29 protein-coding genes are annotated in these 22,382 nt (G+C 59.1%); 12 read left to right on the top strand and 17 right to left on the bottom strand.

Features of this window, described 5'->3' with window-relative positions; genetic code table 11:
* The first annotated feature begins 104 nt into the window (after positions 1-104).
* The 7 genes from AC2FIM_RS17885 to AC2FIM_RS17855 are packed head-to-tail and all read left to right on the top strand — an operon-like array spanning position 105 to position 6,601.
* Complete coding sequence (locus AC2FIM_RS17885; protein ID WP_185956733.1) at positions 105-1,319, top strand: glycosyltransferase family protein; 1,215 nt, start codon at positions 105-107, stop codon at positions 1,317-1,319.
* The gene (locus AC2FIM_RS17880) at positions 1,316-2,563 is read left to right on the top strand and encodes a glycosyltransferase (RefSeq protein ID WP_271951534.1); all 1,248 of its coding nucleotides are present in this window, start codon (positions 1,316-1,318) and stop codon (positions 2,561-2,563) included. The genes AC2FIM_RS17885 and AC2FIM_RS17880 overlap by 4 nt, the downstream gene beginning before the upstream one ends.
* The gene (locus AC2FIM_RS17875; protein ID WP_496678910.1) at positions 2,563-3,639 is read left to right on the top strand and encodes a glycosyltransferase family 4 protein; all 1,077 of its coding nucleotides are present in this window, start codon (positions 2,563-2,565) and stop codon (positions 3,637-3,639) included. The genes AC2FIM_RS17880 and AC2FIM_RS17875 overlap by 1 nt, the downstream gene beginning before the upstream one ends.
* Entirely contained in the window at positions 3,636-4,220 is a 585-nt protein-coding gene (locus AC2FIM_RS17870; RefSeq protein WP_282022259.1) for a histidine phosphatase family protein, read from the top strand. The genes AC2FIM_RS17875 and AC2FIM_RS17870 overlap by 4 nt, the downstream gene beginning before the upstream one ends.
* Positions 4,217-5,365 (top strand): glycosyltransferase family protein, encoded by a 1,149-nt coding sequence (locus AC2FIM_RS17865; RefSeq protein WP_496678908.1) that lies wholly within the window; start codon positions 4,217-4,219, stop codon positions 5,363-5,365. Before AC2FIM_RS17870 ends, AC2FIM_RS17865 begins: the two co-directional genes overlap by 4 nt.
* A complete protein-coding gene (locus AC2FIM_RS17860) occupies positions 5,355-6,128 on the top strand; it encodes a polysaccharide deacetylase family protein (RefSeq protein ID WP_496678906.1) in 774 nt (257 codons plus the stop codon). Before AC2FIM_RS17865 ends, AC2FIM_RS17860 begins: the two co-directional genes overlap by 11 nt.
* Complete coding sequence (locus tag AC2FIM_RS17855) at positions 6,125-6,601, top strand: class I SAM-dependent methyltransferase (protein WP_496678904.1); 477 nt, start codon at positions 6,125-6,127, stop codon at positions 6,599-6,601. The genes AC2FIM_RS17860 and AC2FIM_RS17855 overlap by 4 nt, the downstream gene beginning before the upstream one ends.
* Here the strand turns inward: AC2FIM_RS17855 and AC2FIM_RS17850 are convergent, their stop codons facing one another.
* Complete coding sequence (locus AC2FIM_RS17850) at positions 6,602-7,741, bottom strand: alpha-D-ribose 1-methylphosphonate 5-triphosphate diphosphatase (protein WP_281973438.1); 1,140 nt, start codon at positions 7,739-7,741, stop codon at positions 6,602-6,604. It abuts the gene before it with no gap.
* Positions 7,742-7,793: 52 nt separating this feature from the next.
* On the opposite strand from AC2FIM_RS17850, the gene AC2FIM_RS17845 reads away from it, so the two are divergent.
* Positions 7,794-8,477 (top strand): DUF1045 domain-containing protein, encoded by a 684-nt coding sequence (locus tag AC2FIM_RS17845; RefSeq protein ID WP_271951524.1) that lies wholly within the window; start codon positions 7,794-7,796, stop codon positions 8,475-8,477.
* Here AC2FIM_RS17845 and AC2FIM_RS17840 read toward each other — a convergent pair.
* From AC2FIM_RS17840 to phnG, 9 genes are read right to left on the bottom strand one after another with little or no spacing between them, the layout of a single operon-like run.
* A complete protein-coding gene (locus AC2FIM_RS17840; RefSeq protein ID WP_142639351.1) occupies positions 8,459-9,007 on the bottom strand; it encodes a ribose 1,5-bisphosphate phosphokinase PhnN in 549 nt (182 codons plus the stop codon). The genes AC2FIM_RS17845 and AC2FIM_RS17840 overlap by 19 nt on opposite strands.
* Entirely contained in the window at positions 9,004-9,687 is a 684-nt protein-coding gene (gene phnL, locus AC2FIM_RS17835) for a phosphonate C-P lyase system protein PhnL (RefSeq protein WP_496708303.1), read from the bottom strand. The genes AC2FIM_RS17840 and phnL overlap by 4 nt, the downstream gene beginning before the upstream one ends.
* Positions 9,688-9,698: 11 nt before the next feature.
* Positions 9,699-10,469: a phosphonate C-P lyase system protein PhnK gene (phnK, locus tag AC2FIM_RS17830; protein WP_271951522.1), complete on the bottom strand. Its 771-nt coding sequence runs from the start codon at positions 10,467-10,469 to the stop codon at positions 9,699-9,701.
* Between the two features lie 5 nt (positions 10,470-10,474).
* A complete protein-coding gene (locus AC2FIM_RS17825; RefSeq protein ID WP_281973436.1) occupies positions 10,475-10,879 on the bottom strand; it encodes a VOC family protein in 405 nt (134 codons plus the stop codon).
* Positions 10,876-11,736, bottom strand: a complete 861-nt coding sequence (locus AC2FIM_RS17820) for an alpha-D-ribose 1-methylphosphonate 5-phosphate C-P-lyase PhnJ (protein ID WP_142639343.1) — start codon at positions 11,734-11,736, stop codon at positions 10,876-10,878. The genes AC2FIM_RS17825 and AC2FIM_RS17820 overlap by 4 nt, the downstream gene beginning before the upstream one ends.
* Positions 11,729-12,001, bottom strand: a complete 273-nt coding sequence (locus AC2FIM_RS17815; RefSeq protein WP_282027593.1) for a hypothetical protein — start codon at positions 11,999-12,001, stop codon at positions 11,729-11,731. Before AC2FIM_RS17815 ends, AC2FIM_RS17820 begins: the two co-directional genes overlap by 8 nt.
* Positions 11,998-13,089 carry a carbon-phosphorus lyase complex subunit gene (locus tag AC2FIM_RS17810; protein ID WP_496678898.1) on the bottom strand — a complete coding sequence of 364 codons (1,092 nt, stop codon included), beginning with the start codon at positions 13,087-13,089 and terminating at the stop codon, positions 11,998-12,000. The genes AC2FIM_RS17815 and AC2FIM_RS17810 overlap by 4 nt, the downstream gene beginning before the upstream one ends.
* A gap of 3 nt (positions 13,090-13,092) precedes the next feature.
* A complete protein-coding gene (gene phnH / locus AC2FIM_RS17805; protein ID WP_496708302.1) occupies positions 13,093-13,668 on the bottom strand; it encodes a phosphonate C-P lyase system protein PhnH in 576 nt (191 codons plus the stop codon).
* The gene (phnG, locus tag AC2FIM_RS17800) at positions 13,668-14,126 is read right to left on the bottom strand and encodes a phosphonate C-P lyase system protein PhnG (protein ID WP_496678894.1); all 459 of its coding nucleotides are present in this window, start codon (positions 14,124-14,126) and stop codon (positions 13,668-13,670) included. Before phnG ends, phnH begins: the two co-directional genes overlap by 1 nt.
* A gap of 102 nt (positions 14,127-14,228) precedes the next feature.
* Between phnG and phnF the strand changes: the two genes are divergently transcribed.
* Positions 14,229-14,939 carry a phosphonate metabolism transcriptional regulator PhnF gene (gene phnF / locus AC2FIM_RS17795; RefSeq protein WP_271951515.1) on the top strand — a complete coding sequence of 237 codons (711 nt, stop codon included), beginning with the start codon at positions 14,229-14,231 and terminating at the stop codon, positions 14,937-14,939.
* Between the two features lie 158 nt (positions 14,940-15,097).
* Here phnF and AC2FIM_RS17790 read toward each other — a convergent pair whose 3' ends face one another.
* The 5 genes from AC2FIM_RS17790 to phnC all read right to left on the bottom strand — a co-directional run bounded on the left by AC2FIM_RS17790 (position 15,098) and on the right by phnC (position 19,837).
* Positions 15,098-15,712, bottom strand: a complete 615-nt coding sequence (locus AC2FIM_RS17790) for an LbetaH domain-containing protein (RefSeq protein ID WP_271951514.1) — start codon at positions 15,710-15,712, stop codon at positions 15,098-15,100.
* 23 nt (positions 15,713-15,735) lie between these two features.
* Positions 15,736-17,103, bottom strand: a complete 1,368-nt coding sequence (phnE, locus tag AC2FIM_RS17785) for a phosphonate ABC transporter, permease protein PhnE (protein WP_271951513.1) — start codon at positions 17,101-17,103, stop codon at positions 15,736-15,738.
* The gene (gene phnE, locus AC2FIM_RS17780) at positions 17,100-17,981 is read right to left on the bottom strand and encodes a phosphonate ABC transporter, permease protein PhnE (protein WP_271951512.1); all 882 of its coding nucleotides are present in this window, start codon (positions 17,979-17,981) and stop codon (positions 17,100-17,102) included. The genes phnE (AC2FIM_RS17785) and phnE (AC2FIM_RS17780) overlap by 4 nt, the downstream gene beginning before the upstream one ends.
* Before the next feature lie 63 nt (positions 17,982-18,044).
* A complete protein-coding gene (gene phnD, locus AC2FIM_RS17775) occupies positions 18,045-18,947 on the bottom strand; it encodes a phosphonate ABC transporter substrate-binding protein (protein ID WP_496678891.1) in 903 nt (300 codons plus the stop codon).
* Positions 18,948-19,015: 68 nt separating this feature from the next.
* Positions 19,016-19,837 (bottom strand): phosphonate ABC transporter ATP-binding protein, encoded by an 822-nt coding sequence (gene phnC / locus AC2FIM_RS17770; RefSeq protein ID WP_496732207.1) that lies wholly within the window; start codon positions 19,835-19,837, stop codon positions 19,016-19,018.
* A 163-nt stretch (positions 19,838-20,000) separates the two neighbouring features.
* On the opposite strand from phnC, the gene rpe reads away from it, so the two are divergent.
* Complete coding sequence (rpe, locus tag AC2FIM_RS17765) at positions 20,001-20,687, top strand: ribulose-phosphate 3-epimerase (protein WP_496678889.1); 687 nt, start codon at positions 20,001-20,003, stop codon at positions 20,685-20,687.
* A gap of 4 nt (positions 20,688-20,691) precedes the next feature.
* Here rpe and AC2FIM_RS17760 read toward each other — a convergent pair whose 3' ends face one another.
* A complete protein-coding gene (locus tag AC2FIM_RS17760; RefSeq protein ID WP_142639321.1) occupies positions 20,692-21,123 on the bottom strand; it encodes a MarR family winged helix-turn-helix transcriptional regulator in 432 nt (143 codons plus the stop codon).
* 79 nt (positions 21,124-21,202) lie between these two features.
* Between AC2FIM_RS17760 and AC2FIM_RS17755 the strand changes: the two genes are divergently transcribed.
* Positions 21,203-21,571 carry an antibiotic biosynthesis monooxygenase family protein gene (locus tag AC2FIM_RS17755; protein ID WP_142639319.1) on the top strand — a complete coding sequence of 123 codons (369 nt, stop codon included), beginning with the start codon at positions 21,203-21,205 and terminating at the stop codon, positions 21,569-21,571.
* Positions 21,572-21,592: 21 nt separating this feature from the next.
* Positions 21,593-22,042 (top strand): hypothetical protein, encoded by a 450-nt coding sequence (locus AC2FIM_RS17750; RefSeq protein ID WP_142639317.1) that lies wholly within the window; start codon positions 21,593-21,595, stop codon positions 22,040-22,042.
* A 217-nt stretch (positions 22,043-22,259) separates the two neighbouring features.
* Here the strand turns inward: AC2FIM_RS17750 and AC2FIM_RS17745 are convergent.
* Positions 22,260-22,382: EF-Tu C-terminal domain-related protein (locus AC2FIM_RS17745; protein ID WP_496708312.1), on the bottom strand; the 123-nt coding region annotated here is incomplete at its 5' end.

Genomic DNA, 22,382 nt, shown 5'->3' with positions numbered 1-22,382 from the left:
CAGTCGGCGGGTCACAAGGCCCTTTGGCAAGACGGGTGAAAGACGATAAGCTAACAGGTGCCGATGCGCGGACCGACACCAAGACACTTAAGACAGGCGAAGGCATGAGCCTAGGAAGACAAAACGATACTACTGGCCGCGCGCCACGGATCCTGTTTTACAGCCATGACACGTTCGGGCTGGGCCATCTGCGCAGGTCTCGTGCACTGGCCGCCGCAATTACGCAGGCGGATCCAACGGCATCATCCCTGATCCTGACCGGATCGCCTGTCGCTGGCCGGTTCACATTTCCGCGCAGGGTCGACCACGTGCGTCTGCCTGGCGTGACCAAACGGGCGGACGGGTCATACGCGTCTCAGACAATCGGGATGGGGATCGACGAGGTGACCGAGTTGCGATCGGGGTTGATTCAGACCGCCGTTCAGCAGTTTGACCCGGACATTCTGATCGTAGACAAAGAACCCACCGGGTTCCGCGGCGAGCTATTGCCAACACTCGAAAACCTTTTGCTCTCGCAGCGCACCAAACTGGTGCTGGGTTTGCGTGATGTTCTGGATGAACCCGAAGTTCTGGCCGCAGAGTGGGAACGGAAAGAGGCAACTGCAGCGACCGAAAGATTCTATCATGAAATCTGGGTTTACGGGCTGCGTTCGATCTATGATCCGACCAAGGGGCTCCCTCTGAATCACGCGGCCCAGTCGCGCATTCACTGGACTGGCTATTTGCGTCGTGATCTGGGGCCAATCGGTACCCCACCGGAACAGCCCTATATCTTGATTACCCCAGGTGGTGGTGGGGACGGCAAGGCGATGGTGAACCTGGTTCTTTCGGCTTACGAAAAGGACCCCGACCTGTCACCACGCGCGGTATTGGTCTATGGCCCGTTCCTGTCTGGTGATCTGCGGGACGAATTCGAAACACGTGTGGCCGCCTTGAACGGGCGTGTGACCGCCGTCGGCTTTGAATCCCAGATCGAAACGCTGTTCCACGGCGCGGCTGGCGTCGTCTGTATGGGTGGGTATAATACGTTCTGCGAGGTCCTGTCCTTTGACAAACGCGCCGTCATTGTTCCACGGACCAGTCCGCGTATGGAACAGTGGATCCGTGCCTCACGCGCCGAGGATCTAGGACTGATCCGGATGTTGGACGAGTTCCGTGACGGGCTAACAACCGATTCCATGGTCCGTGCCATTCGCGATCTACCACATCAGCCATTGCCGTCTCAGGCCATTGAACAGGGCCTGCTGGACGGGTTGGACTATGTCACCGGGCGCATTGAGGTATTGCTGAATCAGGAACAGGAACGGGCAACCGGATGACCGCAGGCGCGCCCAATCTGGCGGTGTTGGTCAAAGGGTGGCCGCGCCTGTCCGAAACGTTCATCGCGCAGGAACTTGTTGCTCTGCAAGAGGCCGGCCATGAGTTCGACATCTGGTCCCTGCGTCATCCAACCGATATGAAACGGCATCCGCTGCACGACAGGTTTCGTGGCCAGGTTCGGTACTTGCCGGAATATCTGTATCAAGAACCTCAGCGCATATGGGCTGCCCGCGAACAAGCGCAGCGTCTGCCGGGATACGGCGCGGCCTATAAGGTCTGGCGCGCTGATTTGCGCCGCGATCCCACGCACAACCGCATCCGTCGGTTCGGTCAGGCCTGCGTTCTGGCTGCGGAATTGCCCGCCAGCACACAGGTTCTCTATGCGCATTTCATGCATACGCCCTCGTCGGTCGCGCGCTATGCCGCGATCATGCGCGGCCTTCCGTGGAGCTTTTCAGCCCATGCAAAAGATATCTGGACGTCACCGGACTGGGAAAAATCGGAAAAGTTGCACTCCGACACTTACGGAGCAGCTTTTGGTGCAACCTGCACCGCGATCGGCGCCCAGCATCTGCGCAGCCTCGCCGACGATCCGGCACGGGTTGAACTGATCTATCACGGGCTGGACCTGGGCCGCTTTCCAGCCCCGCCGGAACGCGGCTTACGCCCCGCTGACAGCCCTTTTCATATGCTGTCCGTTGGGAGGTTGGTCGAAAAGAAAGGCTTCGATCGCCTGATTGATGCATTCGCCATGCTGCCGGACGATCTTGACTGGCACTGGACGCATATCGGCGGAGGAAGCCTGAGTGATACTTTGCAGAACCGGGCCGCATGGGCCGGGTTGTCCGGGCGCATCACCTGGAAAGGGGCCTGTGACCAACCCGAGGTCATCGCCGCGATGCGCACAGCAGACCTGTTTGTTCTGCCCAGCCGGATCGCCGCAGATGGGGACCGGGATGGCCTGCCCAATGTGCTGATGGAAGCCGCCTCGCAATATCTGCCGATCCTGTCGACCTCCGTTTCTGCGATTCCCGAGTTTATCGAGACAGGCACGCATGGCGTCCTGACGGATGACGATCCGGACGCGCTGGCAAATGCGATTGCACAGCTGGCGGCCAACCCCGCGCAGGCTGCAGCAATGGCGGGTGCTGCCTATGATCGTCTGATCGCCGACTTCCGCATGGACCCGGGCATAGCGCTTTTGTCTTCCAGGTTAAGCGCGCTGGGCGCGCATAAGAGCTGATGCCGCGCATCGCCTTCTACGCCCCGATGAAATCCCCCAATAGCCCGGTGCCGTCGGGGGACCGGGAAATGGCCCGAAATCTTCTTCTGGCAATCCAAGCCCGAGGGGATGCGGTGGATCTGGCCTCGGACCTGCGCGTATTCGACAAGCACGGCGACAAAGAGGTCCAGGCCAAACTGCGCCATGAGGCTGATGCCGAGGTGCTGCGCCTGACCTGCGACCTGCCTGCTGACACTGCACTATGGGTGACCTATCACAATTATTACAAGGCCCCTGATCTGATTGGACCCCGTGTAAGTACGGCGCGAAACATACCCTATGTTCAGCTTGAAAGCACCCGTGCCTACAGCCGCCTTCAGGGGCCATGGTCAGGGTTTGCCCAAGCGGCCCATCAGGCCTGCGACGCGGCCCGGGTGATCTTTTATCACACCGCCAATGACCTCATCACGCTGGAACGCGAGCAGTTCGGAAATCAGGCGCTTGTCGAGCTTCCGCCGTTTCTTCCCGCCTCCTCGCTGCCGCAGGCCTCTAGCTGCGATGGCCCGATGCTGGCCGTGGGCATGATGCGACACGGCGACAAGCTGGCCTCTTACCGGGTGCTTGAACAGGCACTGCGCCACCTGCAGGGCGATTGGTCCCTGTCTATTGCGGGCGATGGTCCCGCCCGCGCCGAAATCGAAGCGCTGATGGCCAAGTTTGGCACGAAAGTCCGGTTTCTGGGGCAGCTTGATCGCGACGCGCTGCGCAAGACTTATGCTACCGCATCCCTGATGGTCTGGCCCGGCGTGAATGAGGCCTATGGCATGATCTATCTAGAGGCTCAGGCACATGGTATCCCCGTGGTCGCGCAAGACAGGCCGGGCGTCCGGGATGTGCTTATGCCGTCCGACTATCCTTCGGTTGCTGAAGGGGCCAAGGGGCTGGCTGCAAGGCTGCGCACTCTTCTGGACAATCCGGCACTGCGGTCTTCTCAAGGCAGCCAATCGGCCGCATATATAGCCGCGCGCCACCTGATGCCAGATGCAACTGATCGGTTCTGGACGGCTGTTGATCCTTTGCTGGAGGCATCCACATGAGCAAGCTCGCCCTATTGCGCCACGGGCATACGGCGTGGAACCGCGCCGGGCGTATTCAGGGGCGCAGCGATATTCCATTGGATGAACAGGCTCAGACAGAACTGGCATGCTATTCCCTGCCCTCCCCTTGGGATCAGGCTATGGTCTGGTCCAGTCCCTTGGCGCGTGCGGCCCAGACGGCAAAACTGGTTTCAGGGCGCGAACCGTTGAAGTCCGAGGCCCTCACAGAAATGAACTGGGGCGCTTGGGAGGGGCAGCACGGCACCGATCTCATTGCCGATCCCACAAGCGGTTATCGCCATATCGAAGATTGGGGTTGGGATTTCCTACCCCCCGGAGGTGAAAGCCCCGCCGAAATCTGGCAGCGGCTGGAACCTTGGCTTGCCAGTCTTGGCGAAAACACCGTAGCCGTTTGCCATATCGGTATCATGCGGGTCATTCTGGCCCGCGCCTGGGGATGGGATTTTGACGGCCCCGCCCCCTTTAAGATCAAGCGCAACCGCCTCTATATCGTGGACATGGAGTCCATGCGCCCCGAAACTGACCCTATCCGCTTGATCCGGCAGGAGACCCGCATATGAGGGTGATGATTGTTGTGACCCATCTGCTGGGCACCGGACATCTGAGCCGCGCGCTTACATTGGGCCGGGCCTTTGCCGCTGAGGGTCACAAGGTCTTGCTGGTCTCGGGCGGAATGCCCGCGCCGCAGCTGGACCATACCGGGATCGACTTGCTAGGGCTGCCGCCATTGCGCTCGGACGGCACCAATTTCACGCGGTTGCTGACGCAATCGGATGAGGCCGCGCATCCTGCCTATTTCGACGCCCGCAAGGTTGCCCTGACAGAGGCGCTGCGGAGCTTTGCTCCGGATGTATTGATAACCGAGCTTTACCCCTTTGGCCGCAGATCCCTGGCGGATGAGTTTGACGCCCTGTTGGATGCTGCCCACGCACAGGGTCCCCGTCCGGTTATTTTGGGATCTGTCAGGGACATACTGGCGCCCCCGTCCAAACCTGCCACAGCCCAGCGCACCGAGGAAATCATTCTTGACCTCTTTGACGGTGTCCTTGTCCATTCAGACCCAAGCATGATCCCGCTGAGTGTAAGCTGGCCAGTCTCGGAACGTCTGGCGCATCGCCTGTTCTATACCGGGTTCGTGGCCCCTACGGCACCGACCCAGCATCCCGAAGGGATCGGTAAAGGTGAGATTCTGGTAAGCGCTGGCGGTGGGTCGGTGGGCGAGCCTATCTTTCAGGCGGCCATCGAGGCCGCACGAAAGATGCCCAACAGGCGCTGGCGCCTGTTGGTAGGCGGGCTGGACTCCGCAGCACGCATAGAACGCCTGACAGCAGGTGTTGGCGACGCCCCTGTCACGCTGGAACCGGTGCGCCCGGACTTTCGACAAATGCTGCCCTTGGCCGCCGCATCGGTCAGCATGTGCGGCTACAACACGGCGTTGGACATTCTGCAGTCTGGCGTACCCTCGGTTTTCATCCCCTTCGACGACGGAAGCGAAGTCGAACAGACCTTGCGCGGCCAAAGCCTGTCGAAGCTCAGCGCAATAGACGTATTGCCAAGCGACAAGTTGACCGGAGATACCCTGGCGCAGGCTGTCGAGGCCGTTCTGGCCGCCCCCGCGCGGCCAAGTGCCGGTCAGGGTTTTGACGGGGCTGCAAAATCTGTCGAGATTGTACAATCACTTTTGGATCACGCCCATGACCGGTGATTGGCACCCCCTGATGACCGAGCTTGATATGTGGCGACGCGACGGGCTGTCTCTGCCGCTGTGGTGGAGGGATGATGACGCGGTCTGTGTCACGCCACAGTTGGAACGTTTGGAGGCGCTGTCCGCATCACTGGAACTGCCGGTTCATCTGGCGATTATTCCGCGTGACGCAGATGAAGATCTGGTTACCCATGTCGAAGGCTCGCCCGCATTGATACCGGTGGTCCATGGCTGGGCCCATCAAAACCACGCTCCGACAAACGAGAAGAAATCAGAGTTTCGACTGCATCGCCCCTTTCAGGACATACGCAACGATGCACGGGCCGGGCTGACCCGGCTACAGACCCTGTTTCCCGACAAGCTGTGCCCAATGTTCGTGCCGCCGTGGAACCGTATCGCCTCAAAAATGGTGCAGGAACTGCCGGGCCTGGGATATCAAATCCTGTCCACTGCGACGCCCCGAAAGGCAAAGATAGCGGCACCTGGCCTTATGCAGGTCAACACGCATCTGGACCCGATCGACTGGCGCGGGTCACGGGGGTTGGCCCCTCGGGACAAGCTGATCGCTCAAGCCACAGATCTGCTGCGGGACAGGCGCGAAGGGCCTGCGGACAATACCGAGCCGTTTGGGATCCTGACGCATCACCTGGTGCATGATGAAGATATCTGGTCCTTTACGCAGGACCTTCTGACGCGGTTTCTGGATGGTCCGACGACCGTCTGGACCGCCCCAAAAAACGATAAATCACGGAGACCCGAATGAGCCGATTGGATTCAATGCTGCGCCGCCTGACGGCCCAACGCGACGGGCTGAACTGGGCGGTCGATCAGATTATAGATACGAGCGGCGATATACTGGACATGGGTTTGGGGAATGGCCGCACCTATGATCACCTACGTGAAATTCTACCAGACCGGCGCATCTGGGTCATGGACAGGGTTTTACAGTGCCACCCGTCCAGCACCCCTCCGGCAGAGGATTTTCTGCAGGGCGAAGCGGGTCCTATGTTAAAGAAACTAGCAGCCGGTGGCCCGAAAATAGCATTGGCACATTACGATTTCGGGCGCGGTATCAAGCAGGATGATGTGACTGAGGCGGCGATGCTCAGCCCGCTGATCGCTCAGGTCATGCTGCCCGGTGGGCTGCTGATATCCGGCCAACCACTGGTTGGGTTTGAACAGATCACCGGACCGGAGACCATCGCACCCGACCGATACCTTTTCTACAGGGCCTGATCAGGCCACACGTCGCCCTCGCGACCACACTCCGTTCAGGGCAGGCGCCCCTTCACGCATCCGGAACCGAATGACGTCGGCGCGCGCGCCTGCGCGCAGCTCGCCACGGTCTTCCAGCCCGACCACCTGCGCCGGGGACATCGTAACGGTCCGCAGTCCACGGGCCATGTTGCCCCACATCTCGCCCAGCCGTGCCGCCGACAGCAACAACGCGGCCGGCACATAGTCCGATGACAGAATATCCAGGTGTCCCAGATCGGCCAGTTCTTTGGCGGCGACATTCCCCGAATGTGACCCGCCCCGGATTACATTCGGCGCCCCCATCATCACCTTGATCCCGTGATCATGGCAGGCCCGCGCCGCCTCGACCGTGGTGGGGAACTCGGCCAGCCGGATACCGTGGCCCGCTGACACATGTACCTGTTCCCGGGTGGTGTCGTCATGGCTGGCCAGCATGGCCCCAAAACGTTTGGCCGCTTTTACGGTTTCCACCTCGTGCTTTTCGCCGTTCCTGTCCCTCATCGCCTTGAGGTCCGCGACATGCTGCTGGAATTCCTTGCCCTCCAACCCCAGCTTTCCTTTCAGATAGCTTTCGAGCTTTGAGATATCACGGAATTGACGCTGACCAGGCGTGTGGTCCATCAGTGACACCAGCCCAACACGGTCCTCGAGGCCGAATTCATCCAGTTCTTCGACCAGCGTTTCTGAACACAATTCGGCCCGCAAATGCAGGAAATGGCTGATTTTTAAGGCGTCTTGCTCTCGTAACTGCCACAGCTCGCGGGACAGGCCACGTGCGTATTTGTTGTAGCGCGGACCAGTCGGGATCGACCCGACGCGCATCGCATCGAACACGGTTGTGATGCCCGTGCTGGCCAGTTCGGCGTCATGGGCAAGAATTGCCGCCGCATGGGGCCAGTCGACCTTGGGGCGGGGCTGGATATGACGTTCCAGATTGTCTGTGTGCAGCTCGACCAGACCGGGGCTGACATAGTCACCCTCACAATCGATTGCACCGCTTGGAACCGCCGCGCCTGTATCGATCTCGGTGATGCTGTCGCCCTGAACCCGGACGCTGCCGTTAATGGTTTCGTCGGGCAGGATCAGCGTGGCATTGGCAAGGATCAATTCTTCTGTCATCTGAACTTCACACAGTTTGAGGTATTGGAAGGCCACGCAATAGGAGGCCAATGTGACATTCACGCGATACGCGATCTATTTTGCGCCACCCGCCACGGCGGAGTGGACGCAATTCGCAACCCGTTGGCTGGGCTGGGACATGGAGGCTGGCACCGAGGTCGCCCATCCTGGGCTGGATGGTGTGGATGTTGCAGCGGTTACGGAGGTACCGCGAAAATACGGGCTGCACGCGACCATGAAACCCCCGTTCCGCCTGCGCGAGGGGCAATCCGTCACAGCGTTGCAAGAGGCCTGCGCCACCCTTGCTGCCAGCCAATGCGCAATCATGATGGAAGGTCTTGAGATTGCCCGCCTTGGCCGGTTTCTGGCCCTGCGACCACTGGGCGACACAGCCGCGCTGAACGCGTTGGCCGCCGCCTGTGTTCAAGAGCTTGATATGTTCCGGTCCCCACCGTCGGCGGCTGAACTTGACCATCGCCGCGCCTCCAGACTGACACCGGATCAGGACGCCAACCTGGTCAAATGGGGTTACCCTTATGTGCTGAACGCGTTTCGGTTTCACATCACCTTGAGCGGCAGGTTGGACAAGCCCGTGCTGGATTCGGTCCAGCGCACCCTGGAAAACCATCTGGGGCCGCTTTTGCCAAAACCCTTTCGAATTGCGGATCTGGCCCTGATGGGCGAGGCCGAGGATGGACGGTTTCACCTGATCCATCGCTATGCGCTTTCCAACTGAAGGCGGGACAAAATTTTGGCCACCGTATCCTGCAGAGCACCAGAATTGTCGACCTCGATCACCCGGACCAGCCCCTTAGGCAAAGGGGTCTTGGCCTGGCCCAACCGACGCGCCTGTTCGCTGTCACTTTCGCGCCCGCGCAATGACAAGCGTTGCTCTAGAACGCTCGCGTCTGCAGTCAACGAGATAACAATCAGATCGCCAAAGATCTCTTGCGCCTGCAACAACACAGCACGCGACAGGTTGACCAGAACTGCCTCCGCCACCTGACGTTGCTGCGCAATCTCTTTCGGCACACCATAGAGCAACCCATGTGCATGCCAGCTGAGCGCGAATGCGCCCTCACCTTCCATCTGTCGAAACGCGTCATCTGTGACCCGTCTGAAATCTTCCCCCGCTTCGCCTTCGGGGCGGGTGACGACACGGCGCAGCCGCTGGATACCTTTTGCGCGGGCTTCCAACGCCTCAATCACACTGTCTTTGCCGACACCTGACGGACCGACAACCGCTATGACCGGGGCAAGCGTCATGCCGCAATTCCCGGCGTGAATTGCGAAACGTTGATCTCGCGATCGCAAACCTGCTTCCGCCCGTCAACATCATGGAAGATGCCGATAATCGCCGTTCCGCGCTCTTTCGCCTCAAGGATCAGGGACAGGACGGTTTCGCGATTCAGCGCATCCAAACTGGCTGTGGGTTCATCCAGCAGCATGGCCGGGTATTCATGGGCAAAGCCGCGCGCGATGTTCACGCGCTGCTGTTCGCCGCCCGAAAAAGTCGTCGGACTAAGGGGCCAGAGCCGTTCAGGAATATTCAGACGCTCGAGCAGACCCGCAGCCTTGTCCAGTGCCATCTGTTTTTCGCAACCAACAGCAAGAAGCGGCTCGGCCACGACCTCAAGCGTCGGCACTCTGGGCACAACGCGCAGGAACTGGCTGACATAGCCCAGCGTTTCGCGCCGCAGGGTCAAGATCTCGCGCGGTTCAGCCTTGGCGACGTCTAAACCACCGACCAGAACCTGACCCGAGGCAGCCAGATAGTTGCCATAGATCACCCGCATCAAGGTGGATTTACCTGCCCCCGACGCGCCGGTCAGCGCCACACACTCACCCGGTTCAACCCTGAGCGTAGCGCCCTGCATGACCGGGATCACCGCGCTCCCCTGATTGTGCAGGATAAAGCTTTTGCTGACATTGTTCAGTTCAATCATTGTCCCGGCCCTCATACCTGCAACACGCTGGACACCAGCAGTTGCGTATAGGCATGCTGCGGATCGTCCAGAACCTGATCAGTCAATCCGGCCTCGACCACATGACCGGCTTTCATCACCATCAGCCGATCCGCCAGCAGACGGACAACGGCAAGATCATGGGTGACAATGATGGCGCTCAGCCCCATTTCCCGAACCAACCCGCGCAACAGGTCCAACAGGCGAGCCTGTACCGAGACGTCCAGACCACCAGTCGGTTCATCCATGAAGACCAGCCTGGGGCCGGTCACAAGATTCCGCGCGATCTGCAGGCGCTGCTGCATGCCACCGGAAAACGCGGACGGACGATCATCAACCCGCTCCGCTTCGATCTCAACCCGACCCAGCCAGTCGATCGCCTTGTCGCGGATATCGCCATAGTGGCGGTCACCTACGGCCATCAGTCGTTCGCCGATATTTCCGCCCGCACTGACAGACATGCGCAAGCCATCGCGCGCATGTTGGTGCACGAATGCCCAATCGGTGCGGCTCAGCATCCGGCGTTCAGGTTCCGACATGGTCACGGTATCCACCGGACCGTCTGCACGAGTGTCAAAGATCACCTGCCCCGCATCCGGCACCAGATGACCCGCCAGACAGTTCAGCAGGGTTGACTTGCCCGAACCACTCTCACCCACGATCCCCATCACCTCGCCGGGATAGAGATCAAAACTCACATCGGTACAGCCGATACGGGCCCCGTAGGATTTTCTGATATCCTGTACACTCAGCAGCGGTGTCATTTCATTCACCTTGGGTCATATGAAAACTCGATCCGATTGCCGCCCGGCTCTCGGATCATGAAATGGAGTTTCGGACCTGAACCCGAGGGTTCAGGTGCAAACTCGACAACGACGTCAGGCCAGTCTTTGACCGCATCGAAAACCGCAGTCAGCGCTTCTTCATCGGGAACTTTCAAGGCAACATGATGCAACCCGACGTTCTTGTGCCGGTCAAACCCCTGTAGCCCCTTGCCTTTTTGCTGCCAAAGCGTCAGCTTCGCCGCGCCATTGGTCACATAAACCGCCGGATAATCCGGATTGCTGCCGAAGACCTCCCAACCCAGCGCATCGACAAAGAACGTCCGCGTGGCGTCGAGGTCCGAAACCGTAAGGCCAAGGTGGTCAATTCCAAGCACATCTTCTCGTTTCATGCGGCATCCTCTCTGGCCAAACGGCCCACATGGCCCGCCTCGCGGCGCGACCGGCAATAATCAGTGTCCGAGCAAACAAACATGCGGGTGCCTGCATCATCCATGATGACTTCATCCAGATAGCTGTCCTCGGCCCCGCACAGATCACAGGGATGGTCGGCCTTGGTGGCCTCGAACGGGTAGTCCTGGAAATCGAGGCTGACGACCTTGGTATGCGGTGGCACCGCGTAGATACGTTGCTCGCGGCCCGCGCCAAACAGCTGGATCGCGTCCATCTCAAGCTTTGGGTTGTCGAATTTCGGGATGGGGGACGGGTCCATCACATAACGGTCCGAGACCATCACAGGATAAGCATAAGCGGTTGAGATCGCACCATGCTGGCTGATGTCTTCGTACAGTTTCACGTGCATCAACCCGTATTCTTCGAGGCTGTGCATCTTGCGTGTCTCGGTCTCGCGCGGTTCCAGAAACCGCAGCGGTTCCGGGATCGGCACTTGATAGACAAGAATCTGATCCGCGCGCAGCTTCGCCTCGGGGATGCGGTGGCGGGTCTGGATGACCGTCGCCTTCTCGGTTTCCTCGGTGGTGGCGACGCCCGCCGTATTCTCGAAAAACTTACGGATAGACACGGCATTGGTCGTATCATCCGCGCCCTGATCAATCACCTTGAACGTATCGTCCGGGGTCAAAGTTGCGGCAGATACCTGCACGCCTCCGGTACCCCAGCCATAAGGCATCGGCATCTCTCGGCTGGCAAATGGCACCTGATATCCGGGAATAGCCAACCCCTTGAGGATCGCCCGACGGATCATCCGCTTGGTTTGTTCGTCCAGATATGCGAAGTTATATTCAGTCATTTGATGTAACTATTTTGTTTCTGGTGTTTTTATGAACGTATTTGGTATTTGTTCGCTCTTTTTGGCGATTATGCTCTATTTTATCTGGCGCAATTTTCGCGCAAAGTGGCGCCTCGGGGCTATGGCCCGCGACCTTTCGTGCGAATGGGAATCGCTTGAAATCGTGAATTCGCGCGAAACATTCGGCAGGAAATCGCCCAATCAGGGCAACGACTGGTTTTTGAACCGTAGGACGAGCCTGTAGGGCAAAGCGTACAGAGCTCATTCCGCAGCCTCCCTCGATGCAGTCCGTTCCTCGGCCTCGCGGCGCAGCTTGCGCACCAGTTCCAGTTCGGATTGAAAATCCACGTAATGCGGCAGCTTGATATGTTCGAGGAAACCCGTTGCCTGAATATTGTCTGAGTGGCTCAGGACAAATTCCTCGTCCTGTGCAGGTGCGCCCAGATTGTCCTCGCCCAGCTCCTCCCACCGCAGCGCCCGGTCGACCAGAGCCATGGCGATGGATTTGCGTTCAGACTGGCCAAAGACGAGCCCATAGCCGCGTGTAAACTGTGGCGGCTCAGTCTTTGAGCCTTGGAACTGGTTCACCGTCTCACATTCGGTCAACTCGACTTCGCCGATCTCGATGGCAAAGCCCAGTTCGGGAATGTCCATTTCGACCGCGACCTTGCCGATCCGCAGCTCGCCAACAAAGGCGTGGTTGCGGGCATAGCCGCGCTGAGTCGAATAGGCCATGCCCAGCACAAACCCCTCATCCCCGCGCGCCAGCGATTGCAACCGCAGCGGACGGCCCGCCGGAAACTCCAGCGGTTCGCGGGTCAGGTCGCCGGGCGTAGCATCGCTGACCGGCTCGTCCTGAATGATATCCTCACCCTTGAGGAATTCGGTGATATGCGGGGTCGGCTCGTGTCGCGCCGTACCTTCGGGCGCGGGTAGAGTTTCGCCATCCGCAGCCAGTTTGAAATCTAGCAGGCGGTGGGTGTAGTCGAATGTCGGGCCCAGCACCTGCCCGCCCGGCGCATCCTTGAACGTCGCCGATATCCGACGGTCACAGGCCATATTGCCCGTTTCAACCGGTTCGGAATAACCGAAACGCGGCAATGTCGTGCGATAGGCGCGGATCAGAAAGATCGCTTCGATCAGATCACCACGCGCCTGTTTGATCGCCAGTGCGGCAAGGTCCGGATCATACAGCGATCCTTCTGCCATCACCCGGTTCACCGCCAGGCTCAGCTGCTCCCGGATCTGGACCAGGCTAAGCTCGGCCACATCCGGGGCGCCTCGGCGCTCTTCGGCCAACCAGGCATGGGCATTCTCAATAGCCTTTTCGCCTCCTTTGACGGCAACATACATCGCTTAACCCTCCGCGCTGATCTGGGTACTGCGCGGCAGGGCCGCGACCTTGTCACCGCAGGTAAAGAAGAAGTCACATCCCAAAGGGAAAAGAGCCGCATTACGTTGCAACGCAGGGATATCGGGTAGGTTCAAGCCTGCGCTCTGCTTGATACCGGGACCGTGCAAAATGGCACCGGACTGATCCAGGCTGTCACGCTCAACAATCAGAGTGGTTGACCGATCCGGATACTCGGCAGTTCCGATGCGATAGCGATCCAGCCCACCAAGTTCGCCCCAAGTGCCGACGGCGAAATCTGCCTCGGCAGCAGGAACCAGCGGCGCGCCGGTGTGGAAGGTCAGCCATTCGCGCAGAGCGTCGGTGTCGAGCTCACCCGCCAGATGTACCTTGGTTTCCGGGTCGCATAAAGTCAGCAACAAAGTGCCCGCTGCTACCGACAAAGGCGCAGGGGGCACGGCCCCTGACAGGCTGCGGATTTCGCCAGGGCGTGCCATCACCGTCATCGCCGCGCGAAAAGCATGTGCGGAATCAACCGGTATGTTCTGGAACCCGCCCGAGAATTGAGTTTGCGCAGTCATCAATCTTCTCCCCGAACCAGCGTGAAGAATTCTACTTTGGTTGCCGCCGCCTTTGCCGCCCGCGCGATTTTGACCGCCTGCATTTTCTGTTCCAGCGGACCGAGCAGGTTTTCCCGCACATGGTCTGCTGCCGCAGTCTGCATCATCGCATCAATCACAGCTGCAGCTTCGGCCTTGGGCTTTGACCGGCCCTGAACATAGCCATGTCCAACCGTGCCATCCTGCAAGACCACCGAGCAGCGCGTGACCGTCATTTCACCCAGGTTGAACGTCGCCCCGGTGGCGCCGGTACGTCCGCGCACCATCACGCCGCCCACTTCGGGGCTGCGCAGCCATTCAAAGCCGGGACGGTCCGTGAGGCCCTCCCACAGCGCCAACGTGGCGTCATCTGGCGCGCGGGCCAGCAGGCCCATCCAGGTCTTACGCGCCTCGGTCGCGGAATCTGTCTGTTGTGTCATCAAAGCCTCTTGGCGGGGTTGTCTACTTATCCTATACAACTATACAAATCATAGACCGCCGCCCGGCGACTCGCAATCGCAACTGTGTGAATTTTTGGTGACATGAACAAAACGCCGATCTGGAAAAGCATCGCCCTAAGCCTGACGTCGGACATTGCCGAAGGGCGATATCAAACCGGTGACCGGCTGCCGACCGAAGCGCAACTGGCCGCAACGCATGGCGTTAACCGCCACACGGTTCGTCGGGCGCTGTCTGACATGGCCGACCAGGGGCTGGTCCATTCTAGGCGCGGGGCCGGTGTATTCGTCGCCACCCGACCAACCGAGTATCCGATTGGTAAGCGGGTGCGATACCACAAGAGCATCTCGGCCAGCGGCAAGATGCCCGGCAAGAAGATCCTCGCCCTGACCACACGGGCCGCGGATGAAGCCGAGGCCGAAGCATTGGGGCTTGATACAGGCGACACGGTGCATGTCTATGACGGTCTGTCTCTGGCCGACGGGCAACCCATCGGCCTGTTTCAAAGCGTTTTTCCGGCCAAGCGATTTCCTGACATTCTGCAGATTCTGACCGAAACCCAATCCGTCACCAAAGCCCTGCAAAGATGCGATGTGCCGGATTACACGCGCATCTCAACCCGCCTGACCGCGCGCGCCGCCACGGCAACTCAAGCTCTGCACCTGCACCTGCCCGAGGGCGCACCAGTCTTGTTTTCGATCGGCATCAATGCAGACCCCGAGGGCAATCCTGTCGAGTACGGGAGAACAACCTTTGCCGGGGAACGAGTTACGCTGACCCTGAACGAGGATTGATCCCGTAAGCCTCCCGCCCGTCTTCAACCTCCTATCGGAGGTTTCATCCCGTTGGGCGTAGCGCCGCGCAAAGCGCGGCGCCCGGCCCAAGGCCGCAAAGGGGGATCGGCGAAACCGATGCTTCTGCGGGCGCGGAGCACCTGGGGTCACAGGGCCAGCTATTCGTATTTCTCCAAAAACGCCTCAGCCTCTAGTTTGCGAAAATCCGGCAATGCGTCACGCAAGCGGCTGTTGTCCCAGTCCCACCAGGCCAACTGCTCCATCCGATCCGCAACCGCTTGTGGGAACCTGGGGCGGAGTGGTTGGGCCGCCACCCCAGCAACGATCATGTAGGGCGGCACGTCTTTGGTCACCAGCGCCCCGGATGCGATGACCGCACCATTACCGATTGTCACCTCGGGCTTGATGATCGCCCCGTGACCGATCCATGTGTCATGCCCGATATATGCGAGCCGGCTTGCGCGATGGACAAACCACTCCGCATCATCCTCGGCATCGTCCCAATAGTCAGCCGACCGATAGCTAAAATGATGCAGCGAGGCCTTTTGCAACGGGTGATCAGTAGCGCCTATCCGGGTAAAGCTGGCAATGTTCGAAAACTTGCCGATCCTTGCATTAGCGATGTCGCAGGTCCGGTCGCAATAGGAATAGTCGCCCCAGACCGCGTTGGCGATCCGGCTGCCGGTGCCAATCTCGACAAATGCACCAAAGCTGCTGTTGGTAATCTGGCAATCGGGATGGATGAACGGTTCATCCGCGCGCAATCGTGCCATAGTCCTGACCTTTCAAGCTGCGCTCACGGCAGAATAAAATCTTTGGTTTTCGCGTTGCTCGGCTTGCTCTTCTTGCCGCTGTCGCCCTGGATCAGACGACGCCGTAACCAGCCCGAGAACCAATCCATCAACATCACCATGAGAATGATCAGAACGATGTAATAGGCGACCTCTTCCCAATCTTTCTGAGTGATGATCGCCTGCGTCAGCAACAGACCAATGCCGCCGCCAGTAATCGCGCCAATTATGGTCGCGCTGCGGGTGTTGGATTCGAGAAAGTACAAAAGCTGGCTCAACAGCACGGGAGTGATCTGTGGGATCACCCCAAAGCGATAGCGCTGCGGCGCATTCGCACCGGTCGACTGCACGCCCTCGATCTGCTTCTCATCCACATTCTCCAGCGCTTCTGAGAATATCTTGCCGAATGTCCCGGTATCGGTCACCAGAATTGCCAGCGCTCCGGTCAACGGCCCTGGGCCGAAGGCCCGTGCCAGAACAACGGTCCAGATCAAGGCGTCCACACCGCGTACAAAGTCGAACACCCGCCGTGTGGCAAAGCGCACCGACCGCAAGGGGTTAAAGTTCCGCGTCGCCAGGAACGCCAGTGGCAAGGCGATAATCCCTGCCCCAATGGTGCCCAGAAACGCCATCAGGATCGTCTCGAAGATGGCCCAGGCCACATCCTGATGCCGCCAGATCTTGTTGGTCCAGAAATCGTTGAAAATGGCACCGGCCTCACCGGCGGTGGCGCGGCTGACCAACTCGGGGAAGGATTTGCCATAATACGGGCTGTCGAGGGTGAACCAAAACAGCTCCCACCCTGGGAAATAGCGAAACACTTCGGACCGGTTGCGGGTCACGGTCAGACGCCCGGCATCGGTGGTGATCGCCAGCCGATTTTTCGAGACATTGATCCAGTCTGGAACATCGCCCGCCGGTAACTCGGCTTGCACCCCAGAGGCCCGGCTGGGCGTAGCGCGCACGACGCCATAGCCAGGGATATCGTATTCGATTGTCTCGGGGCCGAAACGCACCACGTGACCATCTTCCAGGTCAATGATCGTGGTTTCGCCCAACGCCACCCAGTCGGGTGCGGTCCCGTCAGGATAGGTGCCTTTGCGGTCCCCTTCGACCGCAACGGACACATCACCATTGCGGTTATCCCGCGTGACATGGGTTTTGTAGCTGTAACTGTCGGCAACAAGCGTCTTGCCGTTTTCCCAATTTGCACGCCCGGCAATACCAGGCACGTCAAAGGCAAAGAACACGTAAATCAGGTAAAAAGCGACAAGGCCGGGCAACCCGAAATTCACGATCCGTTTGCGGTTGAACAGACGACCGGCCTCGGCCTTGAGGTCATCTGTCGACAGATCAGTGGCAAAGGTCGTCATGCCGAAGCTCCTTTTTCAGACCCGTGGGTCAGGCGATCCCGCAGATAGCCGGACAGCTGATCCACGACCATGATTGTGACAAAAAGCAGAAGGAAGATGGCCGCGGCCTCGTCGTAGCGCCCCTGCCCCCATGACATCGCGTTGCGCAGCTCATAGCCCAGCCCGCCAGCACCGACGAAGCCAAGGATGGCCGAGGCACGGATGTTGATCTCGAACCGCAGCAAGGCATAGCTGACATAGTTCGGTCCGACCTGTGGGATCACGCCCAAATACATCCGTTGCGACCAGTTCGCGCCCACCGAATGCAGCCCCTCAATCGGCTTCAGCGAAGCGTTCTCGTTCACTTCCGAGAACAGCTTGCCCAATGCACCGGCGGTATGGATGGCAATCGCAATCATTGCCGGAACCGGACCGCCGCCGAGAATAAAGATCAAAACCAGCGCGATAACGATTTCAGGGATGGCCCTGCAGATATCGGAAATCCGACGAAACAATGGGATCAGAGATGGCCACTGCGCCATGCCCCGTGTCGACATCAGGGCAAGAAATGTCCCCGCAATCGTACCGATCAGGGTTGATGCTGCCGCGATATTGATCGTTTCGATCAAGGCCGGAAAGAACCGAACCAGATTTTCCGGCATCGCGCCGATCTTTTCCCACGCTTCCGAGAGGACCTCGGCCGGATAGTCGAAAATCCTGTGCCAGCCATCGACAAAACTGCCTGCGTTTCGATCATCGGCGGTGCGGAACCCTGCGGCCATCAGGGCCACAAACAGGATCAGGAGAATGCCACCATAGGCCCGTTTGCGCCGGGTCATTGCTGAGTATTCGTCGCGGATCTGGTCGACGCTGTGGGACCCTGCGGTCAGGTCTGTCATGGAATGCTCCTGAGAAAACGGGGCCCGGCAAGACGCCGGACCCCGATCATGTGATGTGCAGGCTTAGTTGGACTTCAGCTTGCGCGCTTCGATGATGACCTCGTAGGCCTCATGCGTGATGGGATCAAAGCTCTTGGCTTCGCCTGCTGCCACGCCGTAGAAACACTCGCGGTCTTTTTCATCCAGCGTGTTCCACAGTTCAGTGACCTGAACTTTGACATCTTCGGGCAAGGCCTTGCGCAGAACGACCGGGCCTTCCGGGATCGGCGCCGATTTCCAGATCTCGACCAGATCGTTCATGTCGACCAGACCGGCATCAACAGCGCGGCGCAGCGCGCCCGACTGATAGCCATCTTCCCAATCACCCAGGCCGTCGGCCCAGGTCACGCCGCCGTCAACGTCACTGTTGTTTACCGCAACGATAGTCTGTTCGTGACCGCCGGTGAACTTGACCTCACCGAAGTAATCGCCCGAGTCCATGGTGGCGCCGGTGGCCTGTGGAATCTCGATCGAAGGGATCAGGTAGCCCGAGGTCGAGTTCGGATCACCAAAACCAAAGGCCTTACCCTTCATGTCGTCCAGCGAAGCGATTCCGCTGTCTTTGCGCGCAAAGCCTACCGAGTAGTAGCCATAGCCGCCATCACTGTTGACCTTGACCAGAACCGGCTCAACCGCTTCGGGATCGCTCAGATAGGTTTTGGCGTAACCCGATGCACCCAACCAAGCGACGTCAATCGTGCCACCCAGCAGGCCCTGAATCACACCGTTATAATCGGCGGGCGCAAACAGCTTGGTCGGAACGCCCAGCAGCTCTTCGGTGTATTCGCGCAGGCATTCGTTTTTGCTCATCCGATCCTGGGCGTTTTCGCCGCCCAGAATACCAATGCGGAATTCGCTGATTTCCTGCGCCATAGCGGGCGCGGCCATGGCAGTGGTCGCAACAAGGGCAGCAATTAGGTTTTTCATCTGTCTCTCTCCAGGTTGATGTCCCCGACCTCTCATCGGGTCGGGCGATGAAAGGTGGTTGGGGTGGCTCAGATGGTGGCTTCGGCTTCCATCAGGGCCTTCTGGGTGGCGTCGAGCGTCTCGATCTCGGTCGAGGTCGCCTCTTCCGAGAAACTCGCATCGGCCCCATAGATCTCGCGGGCGACGCCGGTGGTCAGCTGTTCCGGCAGCCCATCAAAGACGATGCGACCATCGCGCATGCCGACGACGCGGTCGCAATAGCGGCGCGCGGTATCCAGCGTGTGAAGGTTGGCGATGACCGTGCGGCCATCCTCTTCGTGGATGCGGCGCAGGGCTTGCATCACCACCTGGGCATTCATCGGGTCCAGAGAGGCAATCGGTTCGTCCGCCAGAATGATTTTCGGGTCCTGCATCAGCGACCGAGCAATAGCGACACGCTGTTGCTGTCCGCCCGAAAGGGCCTCGGCCCGTTTCGGCGCATGTTCGGCAATGCCCAGACGATCCAGAATGTCGATGGCGCGGTGGATGTCTTCCATCGGGAACAGGTTGAACATGGTGGCCAGCGTCGATTGGTGGTTCAGCGTGCCATGCAGCACGTTCGACACCACATCCATGCGCGGGACCAGATTGAACTGCTGAAAGATCATGGCGCATTCGGCTTGCCAGGCCCGCTTGTCCCGCCCCTTCAACTGGGTGACATCGCGGCCTTCGAACAGGATCTTGCCTTCGCTGGAATCGGTCAGGCGATTGACCATCCGCAAAAGGGTGGATTTCCCGGCGCCGGATCGCCCGATGATGCCGATCATGCACGGCTTGTCTACATCCAAAGTCGCCGCATCCACGGCTATGTTTTCGCCGAAGCGTTTGGTCAGTTTGTCGATACGCAGCACAGGCCACCCCCAATTCGTCTTGGCGGTGAGCTACAGGCACTGTTCAACGGCTGTGTGTCAGTAAGGTGAAAGTTTTGTTACGGCGCGATTGTCGCGGGGGCTATCCATCAACTGACCTCAACGCTATACGCATCCTCAACTGTTCAGATGACACGAGGCAACCATGAGCTTTGACCGCAGCATCAAGATCGCCCCGTCGATCCTGTCCGCCGATTTTGCCAATTTCGGCGCCGAGATTCAGGCCATTGAGGCTCAGGGCGCCGACTGGGTGCATATTGACGTGATGGATGGCCATTTTGTCCCCAACCTGACCTTTGGTCCACCCGCCGTCAAAGCCTTTCGTCCGCATGTCAAAACGGTGATGGACGTGCATCTGATGATCACCCCAGTCGATCCCTACATTCAGGCCTATGCGGATGCTGGGGCCGATGTCCTGACCGCCCATATCGAGGCAGGGCCGCATTCGCACCGCACCTTGCAGGCCATCCGCGCTGCAGGAATGAAGGCCGGTATCGCGCTGAACCCGGGCACTCCGGCCGAAGCGGTGGAGCACCTGTTGGATCTGACCGATCTCATCTGCGTTATGACCGTAAACCCCGGCTTTGGCGGCCAGAAGTTCATCGACATGACCAGCAAAATCCGCCGCCTGCGCCAGATGATTGGCGACCGTCCCGTCCATATTGAGATTGATGGCGGCGTTGATCCAAACACCGCCCCGCTGGTCGCGGCCGCAGGCGCCGACGTTCTGGTTGCCGGCTCAGCTGTGTTCAAAGGTGGATCGGTAGATCAGCCCGGGGTCTATGGCGACAACATCCGCGCCGTGCGGGCCGCTGCGAATTCCGCGCTGTAACTCATTATTCCTGGCGCATGCCCGAAATCACCCTGTGCATGAGGTCCAGAAACTGACGTTGTTCCTCGGCGCTCAGCCCCGCAAGCGCCTGCGCGTTTACGGTCTGGGCGGCCTCATATGCCTCCGCGCGTATCCCTGACGCCTTTTCGGTCAACCAGATCAGCTGAGCTCTGGCATCGGTTGGGTTTTTGGTTCTCTTGACCAAACTGTCCCGCTCCATCCGGTTGAGCGTGTTGGCCAACGTCGCCTGCTCGACGTCGATTTTGCCAAGCAGCTCTTTTTGCGACACGCCGTCCTTTTGCCAAAGCTCCAGCAAAATGGGGAATTGCCCAACGACGATCCCCAAAGGAGAGATACGCTGCTGCAGGTCCCGGGCAAACAAGCGCGCCATGTGATTGACCAGATATCCGGCAGAGTCTTCTTTCGTGAAATCCATGTCGGATAAATACACTTGCATAGCATGCTATGCAATATTATATAGCTTGCTATGTTATTTTCTGAAAGAGGATCAAAGAATGGCACGCATCGTAGAACTGGACGAAATCGCAACCCTGGCTGACCAGATGGAAACCGAGGAAGGCCCCGTCGTTCTGATCAACCTGTTCACGGTTGACGCCAAGGACGAAGACGCCCTGCTGACCGCCTGGTCCCACGACGCGGATTTCATGAAATCGCAACCGGGATACATCTCGACGCAACTGCACAAAGGCATCGCCAACAGCGCGACCTTCGTGAACTATGCTGTCTGGCAAGATGTGAAGAGTTTCCGTCAGGCCTTTACCAATCCTGAATTCCAAAGCCGTATCGCCGACTACCCGGACAGCGCAGTGACGCGACCACATCTTCTGCGCAAGCTGACGGTCGACAACCACTGTGTTGCCTAAGGCAAAAAGTGGAGGCGACCCATGATCAGAACAATCCACCCCATCGCTGGAGTTATCGGATTTCTAACAATCCTGACATTCTGGACATCTACTTTGTACAGCGAGATCTTCGCTTCCCACGCGACCGTGGCATCAGTAAAAACCATGATCGTCTATGGCCTGTTCTTGCTGGTCCCGGCCATGGTAATAGTCGGCGCCACAGGAATGTCGATGGGAAGCCGGCGCAAAGATGCTTCGGCATTGGCCAAAAAGAAAAGAATGCCGATCATCGCAGCCAACGGCCTGCTTATTCTGGTACCCGCAGCACTCTACCTGAAAGCAAAGGCCGGAGCCGGGGCCTTCGACACCAGCTTCTACCTTGTTCAGGTCATCGAATTGGTCGCTGGTGCCACCAATCTGACATTGATGGGTATGAGTATCCGTGACGGACGGGCAATGACCGCGCGCAGGCGCAGTCAGTCCCAGAAATAAAGATGCATTCCAAACAGAAAAAGCCCGCCCCGGTTTGGGGCGGGCTTTTTTGTTTCGACGGTTAGGTCTGAGACTATTCGGCGAACGATCTCATCACCGCCTCCGATCACTCAACACTCTTTGGTGTACGACATGGGCGCGTCGCGGGCTTGTCGAGATCAAACGAGAAAGGGTGCCGGATGGGCGCCCTTTCCATTTGATCATTCGCTTGCGCGAATTACTCGACGATTTTCGACACAACGCCGGCGCCGACGGTGCGGCCGCCTTCGCGGATGGCGAAACGCAGGCCGTTTTCCATCGCGATCGGTGCGATCAGCTCAACCTCGAACGACACGTTGTC

It is taken from the genome of Ruegeria sp. CDSC052, from assembly GCF_059610685.1.
The sequence above is the reverse complement of the archived record's forward strand: the minus strand, read 5'-3'. Positions and strand labels throughout refer to the sequence as shown.

Coding starts and splice junctions, on each gene's coding strand:
- AC2FIM_RS17885 (WP_185956733.1), top strand. CDS start 105: ATGAGCCTAGGAAGACAAAACGATACTACTGGCCGCGCGCCACGGATC.
- AC2FIM_RS17880 (WP_271951534.1), top strand. CDS start 1,316: ATGACCGCAGGCGCGCCCAATCTGGCGGTGTTGGTCAAAGGGTGGCCG.
- AC2FIM_RS17875 (WP_496678910.1), top strand. CDS start 2,563: ATGCCGCGCATCGCCTTCTACGCCCCGATGAAATCCCCCAATAGCCCG.
- AC2FIM_RS17870 (WP_282022259.1), top strand. CDS start 3,636: ATGAGCAAGCTCGCCCTATTGCGCCACGGGCATACGGCGTGGAACCGC.
- AC2FIM_RS17865 (WP_496678908.1), top strand. CDS start 4,217: ATGAGGGTGATGATTGTTGTGACCCATCTGCTGGGCACCGGACATCTG.
- AC2FIM_RS17860 (WP_496678906.1), top strand. CDS start 5,355: ATGACCGGTGATTGGCACCCCCTGATGACCGAGCTTGATATGTGGCGA.
- AC2FIM_RS17855 (WP_496678904.1), top strand. CDS start 6,125: ATGAGCCGATTGGATTCAATGCTGCGCCGCCTGACGGCCCAACGCGAC.
- AC2FIM_RS17850 (WP_281973438.1), bottom strand. CDS start 7,741: ATGACAGAAGAATTGATCCTTGCCAATGCCACGCTGATCCTGCCCGAC.
- AC2FIM_RS17840 (WP_142639351.1), bottom strand. CDS start 9,007: ATGACGCTTGCCCCGGTCATAGCGGTTGTCGGTCCGTCAGGTGTCGGC.
- phnL (WP_496708303.1), bottom strand. CDS start 9,687: ATGATTGAACTGAACAATGTCAGCAAAAGCTTTATCCTGCACAATCAG.
- phnK (WP_271951522.1), bottom strand. CDS start 10,469: ATGACACCGCTGCTGAGTGTACAGGATATCAGAAAATCCTACGGGGCC.
- AC2FIM_RS17825 (WP_281973436.1), bottom strand. CDS start 10,879: ATGAAACGAGAAGATGTGCTTGGAATTGACCACCTTGGCCTTACGGTT.
- AC2FIM_RS17820 (WP_142639343.1), bottom strand. CDS start 11,736: ATGACTGAATATAACTTCGCATATCTGGACGAACAAACCAAGCGGATG.
- AC2FIM_RS17815 (WP_282027593.1), bottom strand. CDS start 12,001: ATGAGCTCTGTACGCTTTGCCCTACAGGCTCGTCCTACGGTTCAAAAA.
- AC2FIM_RS17810 (WP_496678898.1), bottom strand. CDS start 13,089: ATGTATGTTGCCGTCAAAGGAGGCGAAAAGGCTATTGAGAATGCCCAT.
- phnH (WP_496708302.1), bottom strand. CDS start 13,668: ATGACTGCGCAAACTCAATTCTCGGGCGGGTTCCAGAACATACCGGTT.
- phnG (WP_496678894.1), bottom strand. CDS start 14,126: ATGACACAACAGACAGATTCCGCGACCGAGGCGCGTAAGACCTGGATG.
- phnF (WP_271951515.1), top strand. CDS start 14,229: ATGAACAAAACGCCGATCTGGAAAAGCATCGCCCTAAGCCTGACGTCG.
- AC2FIM_RS17790 (WP_271951514.1), bottom strand. CDS start 15,712: ATGGCACGATTGCGCGCGGATGAACCGTTCATCCATCCCGATTGCCAG.
- phnE (WP_271951513.1), bottom strand. CDS start 17,103: ATGACGACCTTTGCCACTGATCTGTCGACAGATGACCTCAAGGCCGAG.
- phnE (WP_271951512.1), bottom strand. CDS start 17,981: ATGACAGACCTGACCGCAGGGTCCCACAGCGTCGACCAGATCCGCGAC.
- phnD (WP_496678891.1), bottom strand. CDS start 18,947: ATGAAAAACCTAATTGCTGCCCTTGTTGCGACCACTGCCATGGCCGCG.
- rpe (WP_496678889.1), top strand. CDS start 20,001: ATGAGCTTTGACCGCAGCATCAAGATCGCCCCGTCGATCCTGTCCGCC.
- AC2FIM_RS17760 (WP_142639321.1), bottom strand. CDS start 21,123: ATGGATTTCACGAAAGAAGACTCTGCCGGATATCTGGTCAATCACATG.
- AC2FIM_RS17755 (WP_142639319.1), top strand. CDS start 21,203: ATGGCACGCATCGTAGAACTGGACGAAATCGCAACCCTGGCTGACCAG.
- AC2FIM_RS17750 (WP_142639317.1), top strand. CDS start 21,593: ATGATCAGAACAATCCACCCCATCGCTGGAGTTATCGGATTTCTAACA.